This is a genomic window from Exiguobacterium qingdaonense, assembly GCF_018617855.1.
GTDB classification, from domain to species: Bacteria; Bacillota; Bacilli; order Exiguobacteriales; family Exiguobacteriaceae; genus Exiguobacterium; species Exiguobacterium qingdaonense.
Window position 1 is genome coordinate 86,340 of sequence record NZ_JACSKY010000001.1, and the last position, 19,580, is coordinate 105,919.

The window sequence follows — 19,580 nt, forward strand, 5'->3', positions numbered from 1 at the left end:
GAAATTATAAATTGTCATGTATGGTCGATCGCCACGATGACATTCCCTTTCTTCTTCCCTTGATCAACATATCGGTGTGCCTCGACAATCTCATCTAGCGAATAAACCGAATCAATGACGGGGTGTATCGCCCCTGCCTCAAACAGTTCATTTAAAAACATCAAATCCTCTTTTCGTTCGCTCGCCGGTCCTTGTCCCGCGACGGAACTGAACGCACCATTCTCTGCCACGTGTTTTTTGGCTAGTCGTTTATCAATTTTCCCCGAAGCGTCAAAGACGGCATCATACGTGCCCAATTCACGGTCATACCCTTCTCTCGAATAATCGACGACCACATCTGCCCCGAGCCGCTTCACAAGCTCAACGTTCCGCTCATGGCAGACCGCTGTCACATGTACGCCGTAGTACTTCGCAATCTGTACGGCAGTGGAGCCGACTGCACCCGCTCCACCATAAATGAGAACGTTCGTCGCTCGCTCGATACGTGCCTTCCGTAAAAAATGTAATGCCGTCGTCCCACCAAATGGTAGCGCCGCTGCCTCGATAAAGCTGGCATGCGCGGGCATCTGAACCACACATTTCGATTCGTTCACGCAAGCAAACTCCGCATATCCACCAAACCGCATCCCCGTGAGCGCATAGACTTTCTCCCCTACTTGAAAACTCTTTACACCGCTACCGACCTCTACCACTACACCTGCCAACACGACACCTAGAATCGGTTGTCTTGGTGTCTTGAACCCCATAACCATTCGCATCGGTAGTTTTCCGAGTGCAGGAACGTCCAATGCGCGAAGTCGCCGATCTCCCGAGTGAACGGCCGATGCATGGACTTGAATCAGTAGCTCATTGCTTTTTGGTTTCGGGCGGTCTACGTCTTGAATGATGAATACTTCTGGTCCCCCATACGCCGTACATATCGCAGCTTTCACGTTGATTCACTCCTTTTTCGACTAGTTATCTTATTCTGTTATATACGTTCCCGCAATCATGAGGGTTCAGTCGATTTGATACATAAAAAAACCAGATGACCTCTTTAGAGATCATCCGATTCATTCTTTTCAGATACACTCGAATCAATGAGAGAAAACGGATTTGAAAGGGAAGCAGTTGCCGCTTCCGATTGTGCTAGACTTGCCTCGGTCCCCACCGGTTCTTGACGTCTGAGTTGAAATGCTCGCTCGAGACGGCTCGTCAACAAGTTGAAGATAAAGATAAGCGCAGCAAGTGACATGGCCGGGACGAGAAACAGGTGATTCGTCATCCATGTCATCGCGGTGAACTGTCTGAAATAATACCCGAACATCGAAGACCATTCATAAACGGTCGGCATAATCCCTTCATGTAACATGACCGTTCCTCCGAAGAAAATCCCAAACAGTGAGAGATGAATGAGCAACATGAGCGTCTGAACAAACTGTTGCATGAAGACGATCACGAGGGTTGGCACGAGATGCGGGAAAAGATGCAGTCTCACACGATGCCAGACACTGCCACCGAGCGTCTCGGCAACGACCATGAACTCTTGTTGAAGCAATTGTCGGATCTCCGTGATGAGATATAACGTGACGGCAGGTAATCCGAGAACGATCAAGACGATTAGTTCAATCTTTACTCGATCCCATAATGGAGGCACTTGTGTCGAATCAAAAAAGATCAGTGTCCCTACCAACATCATCAATGCGATCAATGAAATCGGTAGAATCAAAAAGCCGTCCAATAGTGACTTAAAGAATTGATTTAAGCGAGTTCCCCTGAAAGCAAGGGGAATGCCAATCAATAATCCGATGACCATCCGTCCGAATGCGACGAGCGCACAGATGCCAACGGTCCACTTAAAGCCTTCCACGAGCATTTGGAATAAATCATATCCCGCATTGTCCGTCCCGAGCCATTGATATTTTGACGGTTCTAATGGTGGGATTCCGATGAGTCTCCCTTCATCAGAGTAGAGCATGAGGGTTTGATCTACGTTCCCATCACGAAACACGGTATTTCCAAAACTCATCAACAATAGACCCGATACGATAACAAAACAGAAAATGAAAATCGGGTCACGCATTAATACTCGGCGCATCAAATCCCTCCTTTCCATGCATTCGGAATAATCCATTCAATCAGTAGATCCAACAGAAAAATCGGGATATAGATGACGAATAAGATGACGAGTAAGATCTCCATCTGCGGGTTGTAGACGGCGAAGCGGAATAACCCTTGAACGTTAAATAAATATTCGACAATTAGAAGTGTCGATAAGATGGTGATGATGTTCGAACGGAAAAAGAGGTAGAAGCGATAGATGATATTTGGCAACAAATGTTTCCAAAACAGTCCTCTCGGTCGAATCCCTTTCGCTTGCGCGAGCTCGAGATACGGAATGGCTTCTTGTTCATGGATATGGATCGTCAACCACTTGATAAAGAAGAATAAGGTCGTCAGTGTCAAGGTGACAATCGGGAGAAACCGAATGTACTCTGCGAATCCTCCGGCAACTTCAATGCGATCGAACCCCGTCGACTTATGAATTGTAATCGCAAGAAACTGTGAAAAGATTAACCAAAACAAATCGGGGACCATCTCGAGCGTCTGACTCGTTTGGTGCAAGACGGTACGAACTCGTCTCCCGCTCCGATAATAGAAGTTCGCATACATCAATCCTAGCGAGGTCGATACCGCGAGTGCCGTCGTAAAAATAATGACCGATTCTTTGACGAGCGGTCCAAGTGCCGGCAAGAGTGGCAAGTAACGTTGCGCGGTGATGTTGTAATATGTAATGTCCTCTAGTTTCTGTAATTGGTCCATTTGTTGTTGAATGCCAGTCCAATAGTTCGTCAGACTAAAATCCGTCTGAACGACGAGCGATGGTAACGCACTAATCGCAATCAAGATAAAAAATGCGACAATCAGATGAAGTGATTTTCGGGCAATATACGTCATAGTTCGATCTCCTTTTGAATGCCAACCTCTCAATCAAACGTGTGAGAGGATGTCCGGTCGATTGTTCATTTTCTAAAGGGAATAATATCCAAAGACACTTCCCACTGATTCTAGCATATTTATTATGTGAATAGAAACAATTTTCTGAAATCTATTTGGGTTAATTTGTATGATACAATGTGTTTATAGAAATATTTAGGGGGTTAAAGGATGTGGATTATTTTTGGATTGGCGGCGATTGGGGCAACGTTTATTAATTTGACCGTATTCATGATGGAGAAGGACTATAAGTTGCCGATGGCGATTGCCCTATCCTTAGTTGCTCTCACGTTATGCGCCGAATATAGCCTGCTCAACATGTGGGTCGAAGCAAAAGACTGGGGTGCCATAACGGATGTCGTACCCGGTATGTCTCGTGCGTTATGGTTTTTGACGATCGCGGCGATCTTTTTGAATATTCTTCCGATCTTTTTAGAGGAGATGCGGAAAAGGATGATGCAATCGAAATGATTGGTAGTACGTTACAGAAACTCCGGTCCCTTGGTGCATGACCGTGGATTATAAACTATTTGAGATCCTCTCCAATCCTTTTGGCATTTTCATTTTTGCCGTGATTGCACTGTCGCTTATATACCAGGCTGCTCTCCGTTTTTTATCGTCTCAATACATCTTGTTCGTAACAAATTTGATTGGTGGCCTGGCTTTCATATTCGTCATGTTACTTTTATGGCATACATATAAGAGTCAATGATAGGAAAACGTGTTCGAAGCTATGAATATAGCTTTGAACACGTTTTTGCTTGTCATCATGTATTTGTAATCAAAAACATGTATTACTTTACATCTGGATGAATTACATATACATTCTCACCCACAAAGAATTCCCCATTCACGAGCAATCAGATATAACACTTTTCATATTTTATCCATATCTAATTTTTAGAATCAGGCAATATTTTTTGATAATTCTGTTTTTTGAGCCTTTAATGATTATAAGTCATTAAAAAACTTGTACCCGATTAGTCCTAGTACAAGTCATCTCTATTCCGATCTTATTCAGTCGAAAACAATAACTCACCGTCAAGTGAGCGCAACTCATAATCGATTCCTGATTGCATCTGCTTCGTCATCGTCGCACGACATGAAAATAGTTGTCCCGGACCATACGCAACATCCGGAATTTCCTTGAAGCCGTATGCCCGCTCGCCGAACCATAACGTCACGTTCGACGAACCCTTCGAAGACTGATCATTCACGACGTAACATTCTCCTGTCTCGACGATGTAATTCGTCGTCATACGGTCGTACGTCTCCATCCCGGCCATTCCAAGTATAGCAACTGATGCGAAAACAGCGAGAAAGACTTTTCCTAATTTCACACAATTGCGTGTCTCCCGCCACTCTCTCCAATAGATGACAAGAGATCCTAAACACAATAATCCAATGAACCAAGTGAGAACAATTTCCAACAACCCCATCACCTCGATATTCACTACGTAGTTTCTCTACAAAAGGATTCGATTCTTATTTTCAATCAAAAAACTCGACACAAGTCGAGTTAAGTCGTTTCATATTCTAGTTTTCGCTTTTGCCAAGCGACAAGCAGGATGCTGATGATGACGAGTAAGAACCAGGACGATAGTTTCCCTAAATCAACGATGGCCCAGCCGTTCATCTGGTCTGGGTACGCCCAGCCGTTATAAAACGTGACAATATTTTCTGCGAGCCAGATGAAGCAGGCAATCAAGAAGAACGATAGGACGACCGGCATCTCGAATCGTCTGTCATCCAAACGATACGAGACAATCGAACGACCGAACGCTAAGAAGATCAGCGCGATCAACAGCCACCGAAGATCTAGCCAAACATGGTGCCAAAAGAAGTTGAAGTAAATCGCAATCCCAAGTCCGAAGGCAACGATTGGGTTCGGCATCTTCGTGAATCGTAAATCGAGGCGACGCCATGCCTGGACGACGTAACTCCCGACACTCGCGTACATAAATCCTGCATAGAGCGGAACACCCCACACTTTCGTGAACGCCTCGTCCGGATAACTCCATGAACCCATCTGTACCTTGAATAGTTCAAGTCCGAGACCGATGACATGGAACCAGCTGATGACCTTCACTTCTTCCATCGTCTCAAGTCCAGTCTTTACAAGAATCACTTGGACGAACAGACACCAGATGAGTAAGACATCATATCGCGGGAGCGGCAACTCCACAAATTTCGTGACGGCGAGCGCACCAAAGATGGCGACCGGGAAGATACAACTAAGTGCCTGTTCATATGCGAAGATAAAGAGATAACGTATACGTCCCATCCGTTGCCCTACCTTTCGATGTATTCAAATAAAAATGAGGACTCTCCGTCATAAAAACGTGGGTCAAAGACGCCGAGTCGTTCTTCATCCGCCACGATGACGACGAATGGCGACCATTTGGCCAAAGTGCGTGCTTCATTATTTTCTTTGAAGAGCGGTTCTAAATTCACCTTCTCGTCACTCGTCAGTTCATACTGCAAGGTAGAATCTTGATAGATAGAGTCCTTGTAAAGCGAAACGTTCTCGTCAGTCTTTGTGATGACGGTGAACTGCGTCGGGATAAATGAAGCCGAGAGTGCCACTTCCTCATAGTCATCTGCATAAGTCTCATATAAATACGCACCTTGCACACTTTGAATCGCGACATATAGGACGAGGGCTGCCCAAGCATACCGATACGTCTTATAACGAATTTCCTGCTTCCGAGCGACGAGCCAGGCAGCCAAGAAAATACCCCAATAGACGAAATCGACGATCGGAATCACACCGAACGTAATCCTCACGTCCGAGAACGGTTCGAAGTAGCCCGTTCCCCACGCATTGAACAAATCGGACGTATTGTGTATGAATACAGACAACAATGCCCACCAAAAATAACGGATGTCCGTCACCCGAAAGAGGAGGCGAACGAGTATGTAGATGAGCAGGGCAAAGAGCGGGACGAGAAAGATGGAGTGGGTGATGCCGCGGTGCCACATCTGATACATGCCCTCCGTGTCCCATAGCCGTGAAATCACATCACTGTCCGGGATCTGGCTCCCGACGAGGGTCGTGACAAACAAGGCTCGTTTTTCATGTTGCTTTAAGTCACGTTTATCGGCTGCACCATATAGCGTCAAACCGAATAACGTATGTGTAATCGTATCCACGTTCTACCTCCATAGCGAAAGAGACATCTCCCAATCCTGGACGATGTCTCTTCCTATTAGTTCTCTTTATCCATTTTCATGGCTCGTCTTGCGACGATCGTTACGAAAATGACAGCGACAATCGGAATGATCAATGGCATCCAATTCAACATCCGCCTGTCCCCCTTCATTAAGTGTCGCAAGCAGTATAGCACATCTACTTACTCGATGGAGGAATGAATGCTTGTATGCTCATAAGTAGTTGCCATTTGCTCAATCGTCGCTCTCATATGGTCGCGAAGCGAGAGCGGTTCGACCACTTCCACTTGCGCACCTAGTGAAAGCAACCAGTAAATGAATCCGTCAGATACGGCCGCGTCAAAACGGATGAGGAACCGTTCTCCATGATCAGATATCGAAACATCCTCGCCTAACTTGTCAAAAATGACCGGGAGTACCCGTTCATCTGCGGATAAGACGATTTGCTCATCTAGTCCATTGTACATGTTGAAGGACTTTTGATAGTAGTCATCCGGTAAATGATGTTTTGGACGAATGATACCGTCTTCGACAATCTCCGAGTTGACGATTCGGTCGACGCGATAGTTCCGAACCTCCCCGATGGACTCGTCGATGCCAATCAAGTAGTACTGCTCATGATTCCAATGTAGGTCGATCGGGTTGACGACATAGCGTTCGCCGTCACGACGGAGAGGAAACGTTCGCTTCGTCACGTCAAATCCGACGACATCCGTGTATTGGAATGAAATCGCTTTTTGCTCATGAATGGCACGCTGGATTCTGTCGATATGATAGGGAATATGACCGTGTTTTTTCTTCGGTGTCTTGACGATGGATTGTAGCGTCTTCGCTTCTCGCTCGCTCGTCAACATGCGAAGCTTTTCAACAATTTCCTCAGTCACGTCTTCTGAAATGAACTTGGCTGCGACGATCGCATCGACCATCATTCGAAGTTCGTGAATTTCAAACAGACGAGCCGAGTGCCAATACTTTTTGGCGAGCCCATTCTTCTCCAAGTCATCTTGTACTTCAAACCCCGAATTGTCCAGTGCTTGGATGTCGTCTTTCACCGATTTTTTTGCTAACTTAGAAGTATCTCCGATCGTAGATAAATATTCGAGCAGATCCTCTAACGTTTTTGGATTCGCCTCATCCGTGTAACGTTCAAAGAAACGTCGCACTGCAAGTAACCGCTCTCGGTTATTCACGGTTCTATCCCCTTTCATTTCTCTATGTAAATTATGTATAAACAGACATTATCATGTTATTTCCACGAAATAAAGGTATTTTCCATTACAAACTGTTTAAGGAGGCGCCATCTCAAATGAAATATTATGCACATATCGACGGCTCAAAAATTGAATATATAGACCGCGGTCACGGACCTGTCATCGTTCTGATTCATGGGACCCAGTCCTCGAGCTTAGAACCATACCATGTGGACCAACTCGTTTTGTCTGGTTTTCGGGTCATTGTCCCGTCTCGACCCGGATATGGAGAAACGCCCTACTCCTTCTCAGCATCTCCTCAAGTGTTTGCGACGCAACTCCATCATTTGATGCAGATGCTAAAGATTGACCGATATCATGTATATGGCATTTCTGCCGGTGGACCGACAGCCATCGAACTCGCCTCATTCAATCAAAACGTACTCAGTTTGACACTCGCCGCTGCCGTGACGAGCATGGTCGATTTCCCTTATCGCGATACGGTCAGTCGAAACGTCGTCCAACCGGCATTCATCGCGCTTCAATACATCATGAAACAGTTTATCGCCAGGGCGATGGAAAAACATCCGTTCGAGGCGACGGCTCGCATGATTGAATCGACAAGTAAACTGGCACTCGAGACGATTCGGGAAGAAATCTCACCTTATGACATCTTCCTCCTCAAACGTGTCGCCAATCAAATGGCGTTCGGCTTGGGCGCACAATTCGATTTAAAACAGCGCGTATCGAGTGAAGTATTACTCGGTGTATCATGCCCGACCTATATTGTCCACTCTAAAAATGATAAGGCCGTCCCGGTTCGTCACGCTTACTACGCGAAGCGCTTGATCCCGCATGCTCAGCTTACGATTCTGAACAGCCCTGGTCACCTGATTTGGGTAGGACGACAAGCGAGAAAGTCAGAACGACAAATCGAGCGCTTCATCCATTTCAATTCATAAAGCATCTCCACAAGAGGTGCTTTTCTAATTCGTTAAACCGTAACGAGATCACGTCGTCGAACGCATATGTGCTACCAATCTCATCATCAGCCAAGCATCGACTTCTTCATTCTCGTCCTCCAATTAGTTTCATAATCATCCGAACTGCATCAACTGACCTCATCCCCCCATTTCACTCTTCTCAACTTTTATACGTCATATCCATTAAATCGGTTTCAACAATTTGACGATAAAAAAAGCCGAGCGACCGCTCAGCTTTCTTACTCATTCATACTTCCAACCGACTAGACTTGCCTCGTTTCCGACATACCGGATCCGTTTCTGACCCTCACCTGGGAAGACGCGAAGTGTTGCCACGGCGTCACCATCGTTGACGAAACATTCAACACTTGAGGAATCGACGAACAGATGAAGGGACGTGACGTCGAGCACTTTCGTCCGAGTCGTGCCGAACTCAGTTGCGAACGGTTCACCCGCATCCGTCCGGTCAATAGTCAACTCGCACCTCTCTTTCTCGTACCGAATCACAAGCGACTCTTCATCACTCTTCAACAGTTCGAGTTCGAAATCTTCCCCGGACGTCGACAGTTCCATTTCATAGCGTTCAGGCGACACAGAGTCGATATGCGTACCTGATTCATTGACAAATTGGTCTTGTCGGAGCTGCTTCATTTCTGGAACAGGTCGTTGTTTCAACATACTGTCTTCTACCGATAGTTCACGTGGCAGTGTTAACGCATGCGCCCATCCGTAGCGGTCTGTCGGATATTCAATCTCTGGTAAGCCCATCCAGCCGACGAGAATACGCCGACCGTCATGTTCCGTCGTTTGCGGAGCATAAAAGTCAAAACCGAAATCGAGCTCTTCAAACGATTCGTGTGTGAAGACGAGCGTCTCCAAATCGAGCGTGCCCGTGATATATCCGGATTGATAGATGTTGTGGTACCGATGTCCCGACGCCTCGATCCCTTGTGGGGAAAAGATCAAGACATGTCGTCCATCTAACTCAAACACGTCCGGACATTCCCACATGTAACCGAACTGTTCGAGCCCGGTCTTTATCTCACCTAAAAACGTCCATTCATTCAAGTCGGTCGAACGATATAAGACGACACATCCTGTCTCATCAGTTCGCTGCGCGCCGATAATCGTATAATACGTTCCATCTTCTTCCCATACTTTTGGATCACGAAAATGCTCCGTATAGCCTGCTGGAATATCTGGGATCGCCACATTACGTCGCTCAATTCCCCCGTCACGTAAGACACCGATAATTTGCGAGGCGTGACGCGTCCAATCGTCCGTGCGATGATTCCCGGTATACATGACGTGAAGGGCGTCATCGACGACGAAACCACTTCCTGAATAGGCACCGTGGGAATCTTCCTTCGTTTCAGGGACTAACGCCACCCCGCGGTCGGTCCAATGGACGAGATCAGTTGAACTGACATGATACCAGTGTTTCAGACCGTGAACTGGCCCGAGCGGGAACCATTGATAAAACAAATGGTATTCTCCGTCATAATACGCGAAGCCGTTCGGGTCGTTAAGGAGGCCCGTCGGCGGCTGGATATGGTATCCAAACCGCCACGGGGATGCGGCCGTCTTTGCCCGGAGCACCTCCATATCGAGGGCGCTCACGTCTCGGAGTGAACGATAACGTTCGGCCTTCGTCCAATTCATAGTGTCACTTCCTTTTTCTTTATGCGGCTTGTTTCACCGCTTCTTTTTTTGCTTGTCGCTTCGCGAGGATAAATGTCAATCCAAACGTCACGGCGAACGCAATCGCCATACCGATGATGTACGAGATGATTGACCCAGGTGCGATTGAGATGATTCCCGGTAACCCGGCAGCACCGAGCGCTACTGCCAAGACGTCGTTTCCGACGATGAAGGCAGACGCGATGGCCGAACCAACGATGGCTGCGATGAACGGATAACGAAGTTTTAGGTTGACCCCGAACATGGCAGGTTCTGTGATCCCAAGTAATGCGGAGATACCTGAAGCTGACGCAACACCTTTCATCTTCTTATCACGAGTCAAGAAGAAGACCGCAAGCGTAGCCGCCCCTTGTGCGACGTTTGACATCGCAGCGATCGGGAAGATGAACGATCCACCTGTTTTAGCGATATCGGCAAGAAGCTGTGTCTCAATCGCAATAAAGCTATGGTGCATGCCCGTGATCACGATTGGGGCGTAGAGAAGACCCATGATCAAGCCACCGACAAGTCCGAGTGAATCATACGTCCAGACAAGCCCATCAATAATCAAGTTACCCGCTTCACGTGTGATCGGACCGACGAACGCGAACGTGATGAACGCTGTGAAAAGGAGCGAAAGCAACGGCGTGAGCAAAATGTCTAGTGACGCCGGCATATATTTCCGAATGTTTATTTCAAGTTTTGATAGAATGTAGGCCGAGACGAGAACAGGTAAGACTTGTCCTTGGTAACCTAACTTTTCAATCTCAAGACCGAAGATGTTCCATACCGGAATCTCTTCTACGCTCGCCTGAGCATATGCATTGATCAAGTCCGGGTGAACCATGATCATTCCGAGCGCCGCTCCAAGATATGGGTTACCCCCAAACCTCTTGGCCGCGGAGAACCCTATGAGTACAGGTAAGAAAACGAAGGCGGCGTTTGCGAACGTATTGATCATCGCTGCAAGATCAGCCATCCCTGGATACTGTTCAATCAATGAACGCCCTTCAAAGAACAAGTCCTGCGCCGTCAATAAGTTGTTGATTCCCATCAAGAGACCGCCGGCAACGATGGCCGGAATGATTGGCACGAAAATATCTGATAACATTTTGACGAACTGTTGGAGCGGGTTCATCTTTTTCGCCCCGGCTGATTTTACATCTGTCGTCGACATGTCTCCGAGACCAGTCAACTTGGATAGTTCGGCGTAAACCTTGTTGACCGTGCCTTGACCGATAATGATTTGATATTGTCCTCCCGTTGAGAACGTTCCTTTGACAACATCGAGTGCTTCGAGCGCCTTTTCATCGACCTTTGACTCGTCGTTCAATACGAGGCGAAGGCGAGTCGCACAGTGGGCTGCTGCCGCGACGTTCTCTTTTCCACCAATCGCTTCTAAGATCGATGCTGTTTCTTTTTTGTAATCCATCTTCAGTTCCCTCCTAACGTTTCATTCACAAGTTGTCGTGATGGAATTGCTGGAATAGCTCCATAAGCGGTGCATGTCAATGCCCCTGTTACGTTCGCATATTCAATGTCGGAACGTAATCGCTCCGGTTCGAATCCGAGTGTCGCCAAACGATACAAATAGGCACCGACAAACGCGTCACCCGCACCTGTCGAATCCACACTGTCGATTGCAATCGATGGTACGATCTCATGGTGATCAGATGTCGCAATCCACGTGCCACGAGAACCGAGTGTGATCGCAACCTGCTTTGCACCTAGTTGGAGAAGTGCTTGAACCGCTTCTTCAAGTCGCTCTTCATCCGTTAACAAGTATGCTTCTTCTTCGCTCAGCTTGACGAAATCCGCTTCCGCGATGAAATGCCTCGCATCTTGTTTGAACTGCTCTAAATCCGTGATGAGGGCGTCCCGATAGTTTGGATCGAATGAAACGAATAATCCGTCTTTTTTTGCAAATTGCAATAGTTTGAAGTATGCATCTTTCAGTTTTCCATCGAGCAGTGCTGTCGCCGATCCGAAATGAACAATGTCTTCAGACTTGATTGCCGATAAATCAATCGAATCAAATGCGTACTCCCCGTCACTTCCGCGACGGAATGTGAAGTCGCGCTCTCCATCCTCTTGAATCGACACGAATGCGAACGTCGTATCCCCCGCTTCCACGAGATTTTCCGTTCCGACGCCGTTCTCGCTCAATGTCTCTTTCAAGAAGAGACCGAACGGGTCATTGCCTACCTGTCCAAGGAAACTTGATTGTCCCCCATGTTTACTGACGACTGCGGCGACATTCGCAGGTGCACCTCCTGCCTTCTTGACGAACGTCGTGCCGTTGACGACGTCGCTCGAGGCATCTTCGCATACCCAATCAATCAACAGTTCGCCGATGCAATGTACGGTGTTCATATCGTCCACCTCCATGAATCAATATAAGTTCTAAGTAATATTGGTACCGGTTCCAAAATAGTATAAAAAATGTTGCGGAACCGGTTCCGCAACATGAATATAAATCATTTATTTTATATTGTCAACGCTTTCTCGTACTTTTAATTCGAAATTTGTGAACGTTTTCATCGCCACCGTGTCACCTTGCAAAAGTTGGAGAATCATATTCGCTGCCATTTCTCCTGTTTTTCGATGCGGGAGTTGGACGGTCGTAATTGATGGATGGAATACTTCCGTGAAATCGTATCCTCCAAACCCACTTACAGAGACGTCTTTAGGCACTGAGATGTCTCGGTTTGCCAGTCCCTTCAAAACGCCAAGTGCTATATTGTCTGTTGCACAGACGATGAGAGAGATTGAACCTGCCTCACTTGCCAACTGTTCGCCGATTGGAATCGCGTCCTCAATCTTAAACGTCGTTTGAATGACCCTTACGTGTGCCCCCGACTCTTGAAACGCTTTTAAAAAACCGTCACGTCGATCTTGTCCGACGGCAATATCTGACTCATACACGCCGACATAGACCACGTTTCGATGTCCCCATTCCGTGAATTGTGTACCGAGTGCATAGGCTGCTTCGTGGTCTGGATAGACGAGACTATGCACATCGTCGTGTTGCTGCCCGATCAGTAAGACCGGAATTTGGATTGTACTGATCGCCTCAAGGTGACGCTTAGTAACCGTCGTACCAAGCCAAATGATGCCTGCGACCTTTTGTTTGGCCAAGTTATACAATTGCTCGATTTCCCGCTCTGTTTGTTGCGCCGTATTGACGACGAGCATTTGATACCCTACTTCAGTGAGCAGCTCATCAATCCCCATCATCGTTCGAGAGGCAGCATACGAATCGAGTCTTGGTACGATCACGCCGATCATTTTTGTTTGCTTCGATTTGAGACTCTGCGCGAACTGGTTTGGCTCATAGTTCGTTTCGCGAATGACTCGGTCAATTTTTTCTCTCGTCGCCTTTCCGACCGAGCCACCGTTCAGGTAACGGGACACCGTACTCTTCGCAACGCCGGCAATCTCGGCAATATCTCTAATGGTGACTTGCTTCATCCTTACCCCTCCATATGAAAAAAGCTGACATGCGAAACGCCGTCAGCTTAATGGTTCACTACATATCGTCTCTTGAAGTTCAAATAATAAAGGCCATTTCGCTTCTCGAACCCATTTTTAACAAGAACGTGATGCATTTCTTGCTGGTGAGGACTCGTAGGTGGAATGCCAGCGCGGACGATTTGTCCATCTACCAGATTTGAATCCAGTAAGGCGAGCTTCAAGCCTTCTGTGGCATACCCTCGATTTTTAAATTCATCGAACACCATCAGGTCGAGTTGATATACCCGAGCAAGTTTGAGTAGTAACACCTTACCGACGAGTTGATTGTCGACCATCAAATCGTAATAAAAATCCTCACCATAACTATGCGACTCGGCATGATACAGTTGTTCCGATCCCATCTCTTCAAGAATCCCTTTTAACTCCTCGGCAGAAACGCCGTATGAATTCTCCCCATATTTTTGAAAATGTTCATATTCAGTTTGGTCTATCTGACGAATAGGTTGACGCACGATGTTCATCCCGTGCCCTCCTTCATTTGTAGTTCAGTATCTCTCTGCATATTATAAACGAATGTCTTCATGAAGCGCAAAAGATAACCGAAACTCAAATCGGTTCGATATGAATATGAACAGACTCGACCGCATGCCGTTCATCTAGTTCACGTTCGATTTCGTCACAGAGTTCATGGGCTTCGTCCACCGTCAATTCTCCATTGACCGCAATCGTCACGTCGAGCATGACATGATTCCCTAAATGTCGCCCTTTGATTTCACGTACTTCCTTCACCCGTTCAAAACGTTCAATTGTTTCTTCATAGGACTCGACGAGATGTGGTGGAAAACCATCCGAGAGTTGATGGGTCGCATCTAAAAAGATTTGAATAGCGGTGCGAATGATCATCCCGGCAATGATGACGGCGAGGACTGTATCCATCCAAGGCATGTTAAAGTATGCGAACAATACTCCAAACGTCGCTCCCACCGAAATTAACGCATCGGCCAGATTATCTTTAGCAGCAGCCTTCAATGCCAAAGATTTTGTTTTTCTTGAAAGGTTCAAGTTGAATCGATACACACCAAATAAAATAAATGCGCTGACGAGCGCGACGACAGCCGCCAAAGGATTTGGTTCCGCATATTCGCCTTCGATTAAATTAGATAGGCTACTGAAGAAAACAAAGATACCGACTGCGATCATAATCAATGAGGCAACCAAGGCAGAGATCGTCTCCATCTTCGCATGACCATATTTATGTTCGGCGTCCCGTGGCAATGCGGCAACCCGAATCCCGATGTAAACGGCAACTGACGCAATGATGTCCGTCGTATTATTGAATCCGTCTGCTAGCACCGCCTCAGACTCGTAGATATATCCGAAGAACACTTTTACTACCGATAAGACCAAATAAGTTGTGATTGATACAATCGCCCCTTTGAGCGCTCTTGGTGGATGATTTGTCGTCTCCATCCTCCCACCTCCTTGTTAGCTCAGTAAGTATAGCAAGCGACCTTCGTGTGGGGATAGAGAAAAATTGTTTCTTGCGCACAAAACAAATGGAATATATTCCCGGTAGTTTCGTTTATCGAGATTTATGGTAAAGTAATCAAGAAGAGACCCTAGGGTTAAACCGCAAAATGAGGTGAAACATATGTTTACAGAACGAGATGGAATCAAGTTGAGATTGGAACAAATTGACAGGTTGTTAATTGATTTGAACCGTGAAGCAAAACAATTGATGGCACGCCTGCGAGAATTAGATGCCTCTGGAGAAAATCCGCATGAAGTATCTTTGAAGCCTGAAGAGCGAGATACGTTAAAGTCATCAATTGACCAGACGCTTGAGGCGTTACAAAGCCGTTCGAAACGTCCGATGAACGTCAATGACGAGAAGAAGAAAGAACTTGCTTCTCACAAAGCACTAATCGATGAACTATCAGATCTACTAAGTAAGAAAAAATGAGACGCCAACGCGTCTCATTTTTCATGAAGGAGTCAACATCATGTATATTGTAACCACTTGTTTACGTCCGACAGACGATGTATTGTCTCGGGCACACACGCATGCCGCAGAGTACAATATGAAATTTGTCGAGCGACGCAAACATTCAATTGATGAGCTGAAAAGTCGACACCATCATGATGTACTTGTGTTTGATAAGCGGCGTGTTGAATTCACACCACTCAACAGCACGGAACCGTTTTTCTTTCATCCATCTAGTTCCGTCTTTCGAATCAAACAATTGAGTCGCGGTGGGCGGGACCCGCTCATTGACGCGCTGAACGCATCTTTTGGTAATCGTGTATTGGATTGTACGCTCGGCCTTGGTTCTGACAGCATCGTCATGAGCCATGTCGTTGGCCCAACCGGTCACGTCGTAGGACTTGAGAGTCGATTCATCACGGCACAGCTCGTTCGGGAAGGCATGTCCGTATGGATTGAAAAAGATGAACAGGTCAATGAGGCGATGCGCCGAATCGAGGTCGTTCACACTAACTCTCTCGACTATTTGAAAACGTGTGAAGAAAATTCATTTGATTGTATTTACTTTGATCCGATGTTTGAAAAAACTATTTCCGAATCTGTTCACTTGAATCCGCTTCGTTTCATCGCCGACACGTCCCCACTTTCCGAAGCATTGATGCATGAAGCATCTCGAGTAGCGAAAAAACGAATTGTTTTAAAAGCTCATTTCGAGAGCGATGCTTTCGAGCGGTTCGGATTCACCCGGATTATACGGAAGACGTCAAAGTTTCATTATGGCTATATCGATGTTTCGGGCACAAGCCAATGATCTTTCTAACTGGTATCATGTCAATCACGCTCATTCGAAATGTATCCCTCATTTCTGACTCGGCATGGATGTTACATTCTATTCTTTTCGAATCACATATTATTTTAAAAAAACTTGAAACCGAGGCACATTCTGTGTAAGATAATGAATGTAACGCCTCTGTAGGTTAGTGGCAGACCTCAGCAATGGTAATGCTGCAGCACGAGTTCGATTCTCGTCGGAGGCATCAAACAGACCGCTCAACCACGCGGTTTAGGGCACTTCCTGTTTATGACAGGAGGTGCTTTCTTTTTGTCCGTTCCCACTTTGTTCCCACTTTCTTGTTTTTCGTGTCGTGAATACCACTTTGTCAGACGATTGTTACTCATTTGATCGCTCGCCCCGAACGTCTCGGCCGTCTGTTTCTGAAGCGTCAACGTGACGTGAATCCATTGATGTACGAACCGTTTCTTCTCACCACCCACCACCTTGACAGCATTTCTAATCCTCTATAAACTTGAAAAGTTGAAATCATTGAATAGTAGAGGAAGGAGCATGATTCATGCTGAACGAATGGTTATGGATTCCTTCTGCCATCCTTACACTCGGATTACTCGTCTTGAGCTATAAATTGTTTGGGCGGGTCGGATTATATGCTTGGATTGCGATGGCGTCAGTCGTCGCAAATATTCAAGTCACCCAACAGATTGTAATTGGCGGATACATTTTCACGCTAGGAAACATCGTATACGGTTCGCTTTACTTGGCGACCGATATCTTGAACGAGAAACATGGCAGGGCAGCTGCTCGAAAAGGTGTGTGGCTCGGATTTTTCATTTTGATTGTCTCGACGATTCTTATGCAATATGCACTTTTGTATGAACCGTTTGAAGAAGCTCTCTTCATGCATGAGAGTTTTGCGGCACTCTTCTCAATGCTTCCATTGATCACAATCGGTAGCCTTGCCGCATATCTCGTCTCACAATTGTTTGATGTCTTTGTATATTCAAAGATACGGGCAAAAACAGGTGAAAAAAAATTATGGCTCAGAACGACCGGGTCCACCGTCTTCTCTCAACTCATTGATACATTCACTTTCTGTATCATCGCGTTTTGGGGAATGGATTGGGACATTTGGTGGAACATCTTCATCACGACTTATGTCGCGAAGTTCGTCATCGCCTGGATGGCAACACCGTTCATGTATTATGCAAAACATACGAACCCAACAAGTGAGACGGCACGCGACGCCGCTTAAAAAGAAAAAAGGGGGTCCACACCATAAAGCGGTGACGGGCCTCCTCTTTTTATGTCTACAACATATATTGTCGCTTTCATCGTGTACGTTCAATTTGAATGCGCACGGCATAAGGTCGAGCGGCTTCAATCGACGTCGACTCACGGCATACGGTGATGGCTTTAAATGCGTCAATCGCAATCGCCTCAATCGTTTGATCATTTGATTCGACTTCTAGAATGGTGTAAACAGGCAAGCTATCGAGTTTGACCCATTCTCCGTTATGTTTCTTTTCATATATGATGGGTGATTGAATGGAGTAACGTCGGAGTAAATCATGTACATTCATTCGATTCCCTCCTTATTCAAATCGTATAACCATTATAGAAAGCGTTTTCATTTTTGTAAAGTGAGTAGATGGTTAGTTAATCGGAATTTTCCTCTTCACTTTAATTCAACAACTACCGATAATGGAAGTAGAGAAATGGGGTGAATTGATGCGTTATCGCCGACAGGAAACTTTTCGTTATATCCTACCGCACCCACGCACGATTCCATATCGACTCGTTTGGGAAGAAAAAGAACTTTATGACGGAGAAGGCCAGTTAATCAATATAAGCTCTCATGGACTAAAACTACGTTCTGACTATCTTTTTCCACTCTCGAATGGTTTACAGGTCCACTTCGTCCTCGAACTCGTTCCGACACTTCCACCACTCGAATTGATTGGCCATGTGAAACATCGTAGCCAGATGGGATCGTTGTACGATTATGGAATCATGCTCGACGTAAAGGCTGACGAAACTCAACAACTTGTCACAATGATTAAAACGTATGCACGCGAAAACAAATGAGAACATGTGTAATACATTTTCTCATTTTTTCGTGTTCTTAAAAGAGGGTATACTACTATTATCAATCATTGGCGAGGTGAACGTATGACAAGAAAATTTTTATTGATTCCATGGGGGTTGGCCATCGCATTCGCCATCATCGGACCGAACGTTCCATTTGACGGACGATTCCTTCTCGATTTTCTTACCTACAACACGGATGCATACGAAGGCTACTCGCTTTCTCTGTTCAGTATTTTAGGTGTATTCCCGTTAGCGATGTTTCCGCTTCTGTGGTCTGAAATCAACCAGTTAAAACCAAATCCACTCATACCAGCCATCAGCAGTTTTTTCCTCGGCGGATTTTTACTCGCGCCCTATTTGGCATTCGCTAGACAATCACCTTATCCGACACCGGTCAAACCGTTACCGACCCGTATCCTCGGTGTCATTCTGTTGTTAGTGACGATTGGATTGTTTGTCGCAGCCGCAAATACAGGAAATGTTTCAGAGTACTTGTCGTATGTTGAAAAGAATCAGTTCGTCCGAACGATGACGGTCGACTTCTTATTGTTAGCATTCATTCAAATCACCTTAATGAATCGAGATGCGAAACGATATAAAATGAGCCTATGGCCACTACCGTACATCCCATTGTTCGGTTTAATATTCTGGCTCATGATCCGCCACCGAAAACCTTTCAACGAAGCCCCTCCAAAACGTGAACGGTTGGAGATGAAGAGTTGATTTCGAATCATAGTAAAAAGGAGACGTTTTTATGCGTTATTTTCAGGTCACGTCTTACGTGACTGTCAAAAATGAAGAACTTGAGTTAAATGAGTATGTAAAAGTTCCAAACCAAAAAGTCGATCAGTTTCTAACTGATACGTTAGAACTGGACTTGTATGATGACAAAGTGACGCTACGTGAATGTGTTGTTGCCAAAGGAAAATGGGAGTGTCCAGTCGGTGATTTTGTCGTCACCGAGCATACAGATGAAAAAAAGTTCAATCGATTGCAGAACAGCCGTTCATCAAAACAAAAATCATAAGCGTTAAAAAATTCCTCCTAACCCATCGGATTAGGAGGAATTTTAATAGATGATTCATTATTTATTCTGCTGATTCTTCTTCTGGGTCAGGGTCAGGATGTTGCGTCGGAGCCGGCTTTTGTGCTGGATTCGATTCATCATCTGGTATCGGGTCCGGATGTACCCCTGGTTGTGATTCATCACGTTTCATCGTATCCCTCCTTCATGTCTA

At 45.9% G+C, this 19,580-nt stretch carries 23 protein-coding genes and 1 tRNA gene; 9 read left to right on the top strand and 15 right to left on the bottom strand.

All coding sequences use genetic code 11. The features are described from left to right. Window positions 1-14 precede the first annotated feature (14 nt). The 3 genes from KNP00_RS00420 to KNP00_RS00430 form a co-directional block, all read right to left on the bottom strand. Window positions 15-932 carry an NAD(P)-dependent alcohol dehydrogenase gene (locus KNP00_RS00420; protein WP_215141235.1) on the bottom strand — a complete coding sequence of 306 codons (918 nt, stop codon included), beginning with the start codon at window positions 930-932 and terminating at the stop codon, window positions 15-17. Window positions 933-1,036: 104 nt separating this feature from the next. Then, entirely contained in the window at window positions 1,037-2,077 is a 1,041-nt protein-coding gene (locus KNP00_RS00425; RefSeq protein WP_215141237.1) for an ABC transporter permease, read from the bottom strand. Continuing rightward, window positions 2,077-2,937 (bottom strand): ABC transporter permease subunit, encoded by an 861-nt coding sequence (locus KNP00_RS00430; protein WP_215141239.1) that lies wholly within the window; start codon window positions 2,935-2,937, stop codon window positions 2,077-2,079. The genes KNP00_RS00425 and KNP00_RS00430 overlap by 1 nt, the downstream gene beginning before the upstream one ends. Before the next feature lie 210 nt (window positions 2,938-3,147). Between KNP00_RS00430 and KNP00_RS00435 the strand changes: the two genes are divergently transcribed. Then, window positions 3,148-3,447 (top strand): hypothetical protein, encoded by a 300-nt coding sequence (locus KNP00_RS00435; protein ID WP_215141241.1) that lies wholly within the window; start codon window positions 3,148-3,150, stop codon window positions 3,445-3,447. Window positions 3,448-3,989: 542 nt separating this feature from the next. Here KNP00_RS00435 and KNP00_RS00440 read toward each other — a convergent pair. From KNP00_RS00440 to KNP00_RS00455, 4 genes are all read right to left on the bottom strand, one after another. Then, window positions 3,990-4,316 (bottom strand): hypothetical protein, encoded by a 327-nt coding sequence (locus tag KNP00_RS00440; RefSeq protein WP_215141243.1) that lies wholly within the window; start codon window positions 4,314-4,316, stop codon window positions 3,990-3,992. Window positions 4,317-4,495: 179 nt separating this feature from the next. Continuing rightward, window positions 4,496-5,260 carry a DUF817 domain-containing protein gene (locus KNP00_RS00445; protein ID WP_215141244.1) on the bottom strand — a complete coding sequence of 255 codons (765 nt, stop codon included), beginning with the start codon at window positions 5,258-5,260 and terminating at the stop codon, window positions 4,496-4,498. 8 nt (window positions 5,261-5,268) lie between these two features. Continuing rightward, window positions 5,269-6,129 carry a metal-dependent hydrolase gene (locus KNP00_RS00450; RefSeq protein WP_215141245.1) on the bottom strand — a complete coding sequence of 287 codons (861 nt, stop codon included), beginning with the start codon at window positions 6,127-6,129 and terminating at the stop codon, window positions 5,269-5,271. A gap of 200 nt (window positions 6,130-6,329) precedes the next feature. After that, window positions 6,330-7,337: a helix-turn-helix transcriptional regulator gene (locus KNP00_RS00455; protein WP_215141246.1), complete on the bottom strand. Its 1,008-nt coding sequence runs from the start codon at window positions 7,335-7,337 to the stop codon at window positions 6,330-6,332. 116 nt (window positions 7,338-7,453) lie between these two features. Between KNP00_RS00455 and KNP00_RS00460 the strand changes: the two genes are divergently transcribed. Next, complete coding sequence (locus KNP00_RS00460; protein ID WP_215141247.1) at window positions 7,454-8,299, top strand: alpha/beta fold hydrolase; 846 nt, start codon at window positions 7,454-7,456, stop codon at window positions 8,297-8,299. A 264-nt stretch (window positions 8,300-8,563) separates the two neighbouring features. Here KNP00_RS00460 and KNP00_RS00465 read toward each other — a convergent pair whose 3' ends face one another. The 6 genes from KNP00_RS00465 to KNP00_RS00490 form a co-directional block, all read right to left on the bottom strand. Continuing rightward, on the bottom strand, window positions 8,564-9,982 hold the full coding sequence (locus KNP00_RS00465) for a glycoside hydrolase family 32 protein (protein ID WP_215141248.1): 1,419 nt from the start codon (window positions 9,980-9,982) through the stop codon (window positions 8,564-8,566). Between the two features lie 19 nt (window positions 9,983-10,001). Then, window positions 10,002-11,432 carry a sucrose-specific PTS transporter subunit IIBC gene (locus KNP00_RS00470; RefSeq protein ID WP_215141250.1) on the bottom strand — a complete coding sequence of 477 codons (1,431 nt, stop codon included), beginning with the start codon at window positions 11,430-11,432 and terminating at the stop codon, window positions 10,002-10,004. Between the two features lie 2 nt (window positions 11,433-11,434). Beyond that, window positions 11,435-12,373 carry a carbohydrate kinase family protein gene (locus tag KNP00_RS00475; RefSeq protein WP_215141252.1) on the bottom strand — a complete coding sequence of 313 codons (939 nt, stop codon included), beginning with the start codon at window positions 12,371-12,373 and terminating at the stop codon, window positions 11,435-11,437. A gap of 108 nt (window positions 12,374-12,481) precedes the next feature. After that, complete coding sequence (locus KNP00_RS00480) at window positions 12,482-13,471, bottom strand: LacI family DNA-binding transcriptional regulator (RefSeq protein ID WP_215141254.1); 990 nt, start codon at window positions 13,469-13,471, stop codon at window positions 12,482-12,484. Window positions 13,472-13,518: 47 nt separating this feature from the next. Then, window positions 13,519-13,995: an N-acetyltransferase gene (locus tag KNP00_RS00485; protein ID WP_215141256.1), complete on the bottom strand. Its 477-nt coding sequence runs from the start codon at window positions 13,993-13,995 to the stop codon at window positions 13,519-13,521. 85 nt (window positions 13,996-14,080) lie between these two features. Then, window positions 14,081-14,944, bottom strand: a complete 864-nt coding sequence (locus tag KNP00_RS00490; protein ID WP_215141258.1) for a cation diffusion facilitator family transporter — start codon at window positions 14,942-14,944, stop codon at window positions 14,081-14,083. 181 nt (window positions 14,945-15,125) lie between these two features. Here KNP00_RS00490 and KNP00_RS00495 point away from each other — a divergent pair, with 181 nt between their 5' ends. The 4 genes from KNP00_RS00495 to KNP00_RS00510 all read left to right on the top strand — a co-directional run bounded on the left by KNP00_RS00495 (window position 15,126) and on the right by KNP00_RS00510 (window position 17,506). Then, window positions 15,126-15,437, top strand: coding sequence for a hypothetical protein (locus KNP00_RS00495; RefSeq protein WP_215141260.1), 312 nt, complete (start codon window positions 15,126-15,128; stop codon window positions 15,435-15,437). A gap of 40 nt (window positions 15,438-15,477) precedes the next feature. Beyond that, the gene (locus KNP00_RS00500) at window positions 15,478-16,269 is read left to right on the top strand and encodes a class I SAM-dependent methyltransferase (RefSeq protein ID WP_215141262.1); all 792 of its coding nucleotides are present in this window, start codon (window positions 15,478-15,480) and stop codon (window positions 16,267-16,269) included. A gap of 155 nt (window positions 16,270-16,424) precedes the next feature. Further along, a tRNA-Thr gene (locus tag KNP00_RS00505) sits at window positions 16,425-16,495 on the top strand. A 315-nt stretch (window positions 16,496-16,810) separates the two neighbouring features. Then, window positions 16,811-17,506 (top strand): queuosine precursor transporter, encoded by a 696-nt coding sequence (locus tag KNP00_RS00510; RefSeq protein ID WP_215141264.1) that lies wholly within the window; start codon window positions 16,811-16,813, stop codon window positions 17,504-17,506. 76 nt (window positions 17,507-17,582) lie between these two features. Here the strand turns inward: KNP00_RS00510 and KNP00_RS00515 are convergent, their stop codons facing one another. Further along, window positions 17,583-17,834, bottom strand: a complete 252-nt coding sequence (locus KNP00_RS00515) for a hypothetical protein (RefSeq protein ID WP_215141266.1) — start codon at window positions 17,832-17,834, stop codon at window positions 17,583-17,585. A gap of 148 nt (window positions 17,835-17,982) precedes the next feature. Here KNP00_RS00515 and KNP00_RS00520 point away from each other — a divergent pair, with 148 nt between their 5' ends. The 3 genes from KNP00_RS00520 to KNP00_RS00530 all read left to right on the top strand — a co-directional run bounded on the left by KNP00_RS00520 (window position 17,983) and on the right by KNP00_RS00530 (window position 19,369). Then, a complete protein-coding gene (locus tag KNP00_RS00520; RefSeq protein ID WP_215141268.1) occupies window positions 17,983-18,339 on the top strand; it encodes a PilZ domain-containing protein in 357 nt (118 codons plus the stop codon). An 84-nt stretch (window positions 18,340-18,423) separates the two neighbouring features. Next, entirely contained in the window at window positions 18,424-19,065 is a 642-nt protein-coding gene (locus KNP00_RS00525; RefSeq protein WP_215141270.1) for a hypothetical protein, read from the top strand. A gap of 31 nt (window positions 19,066-19,096) precedes the next feature. Then, on the top strand, window positions 19,097-19,369 hold the full coding sequence (locus KNP00_RS00530) for a hypothetical protein (protein WP_215141272.1): 273 nt from the start codon (window positions 19,097-19,099) through the stop codon (window positions 19,367-19,369). Window positions 19,370-19,430: 61 nt separating this feature from the next. On the opposite strand, the gene KNP00_RS14265 is transcribed toward KNP00_RS00530, so the two are convergent. Further along, a complete protein-coding gene (locus KNP00_RS14265) occupies window positions 19,431-19,559 on the bottom strand; it encodes a hypothetical protein (protein WP_276312635.1) in 129 nt (42 codons plus the stop codon). Window positions 19,560-19,580 lie beyond the last annotated feature (21 nt).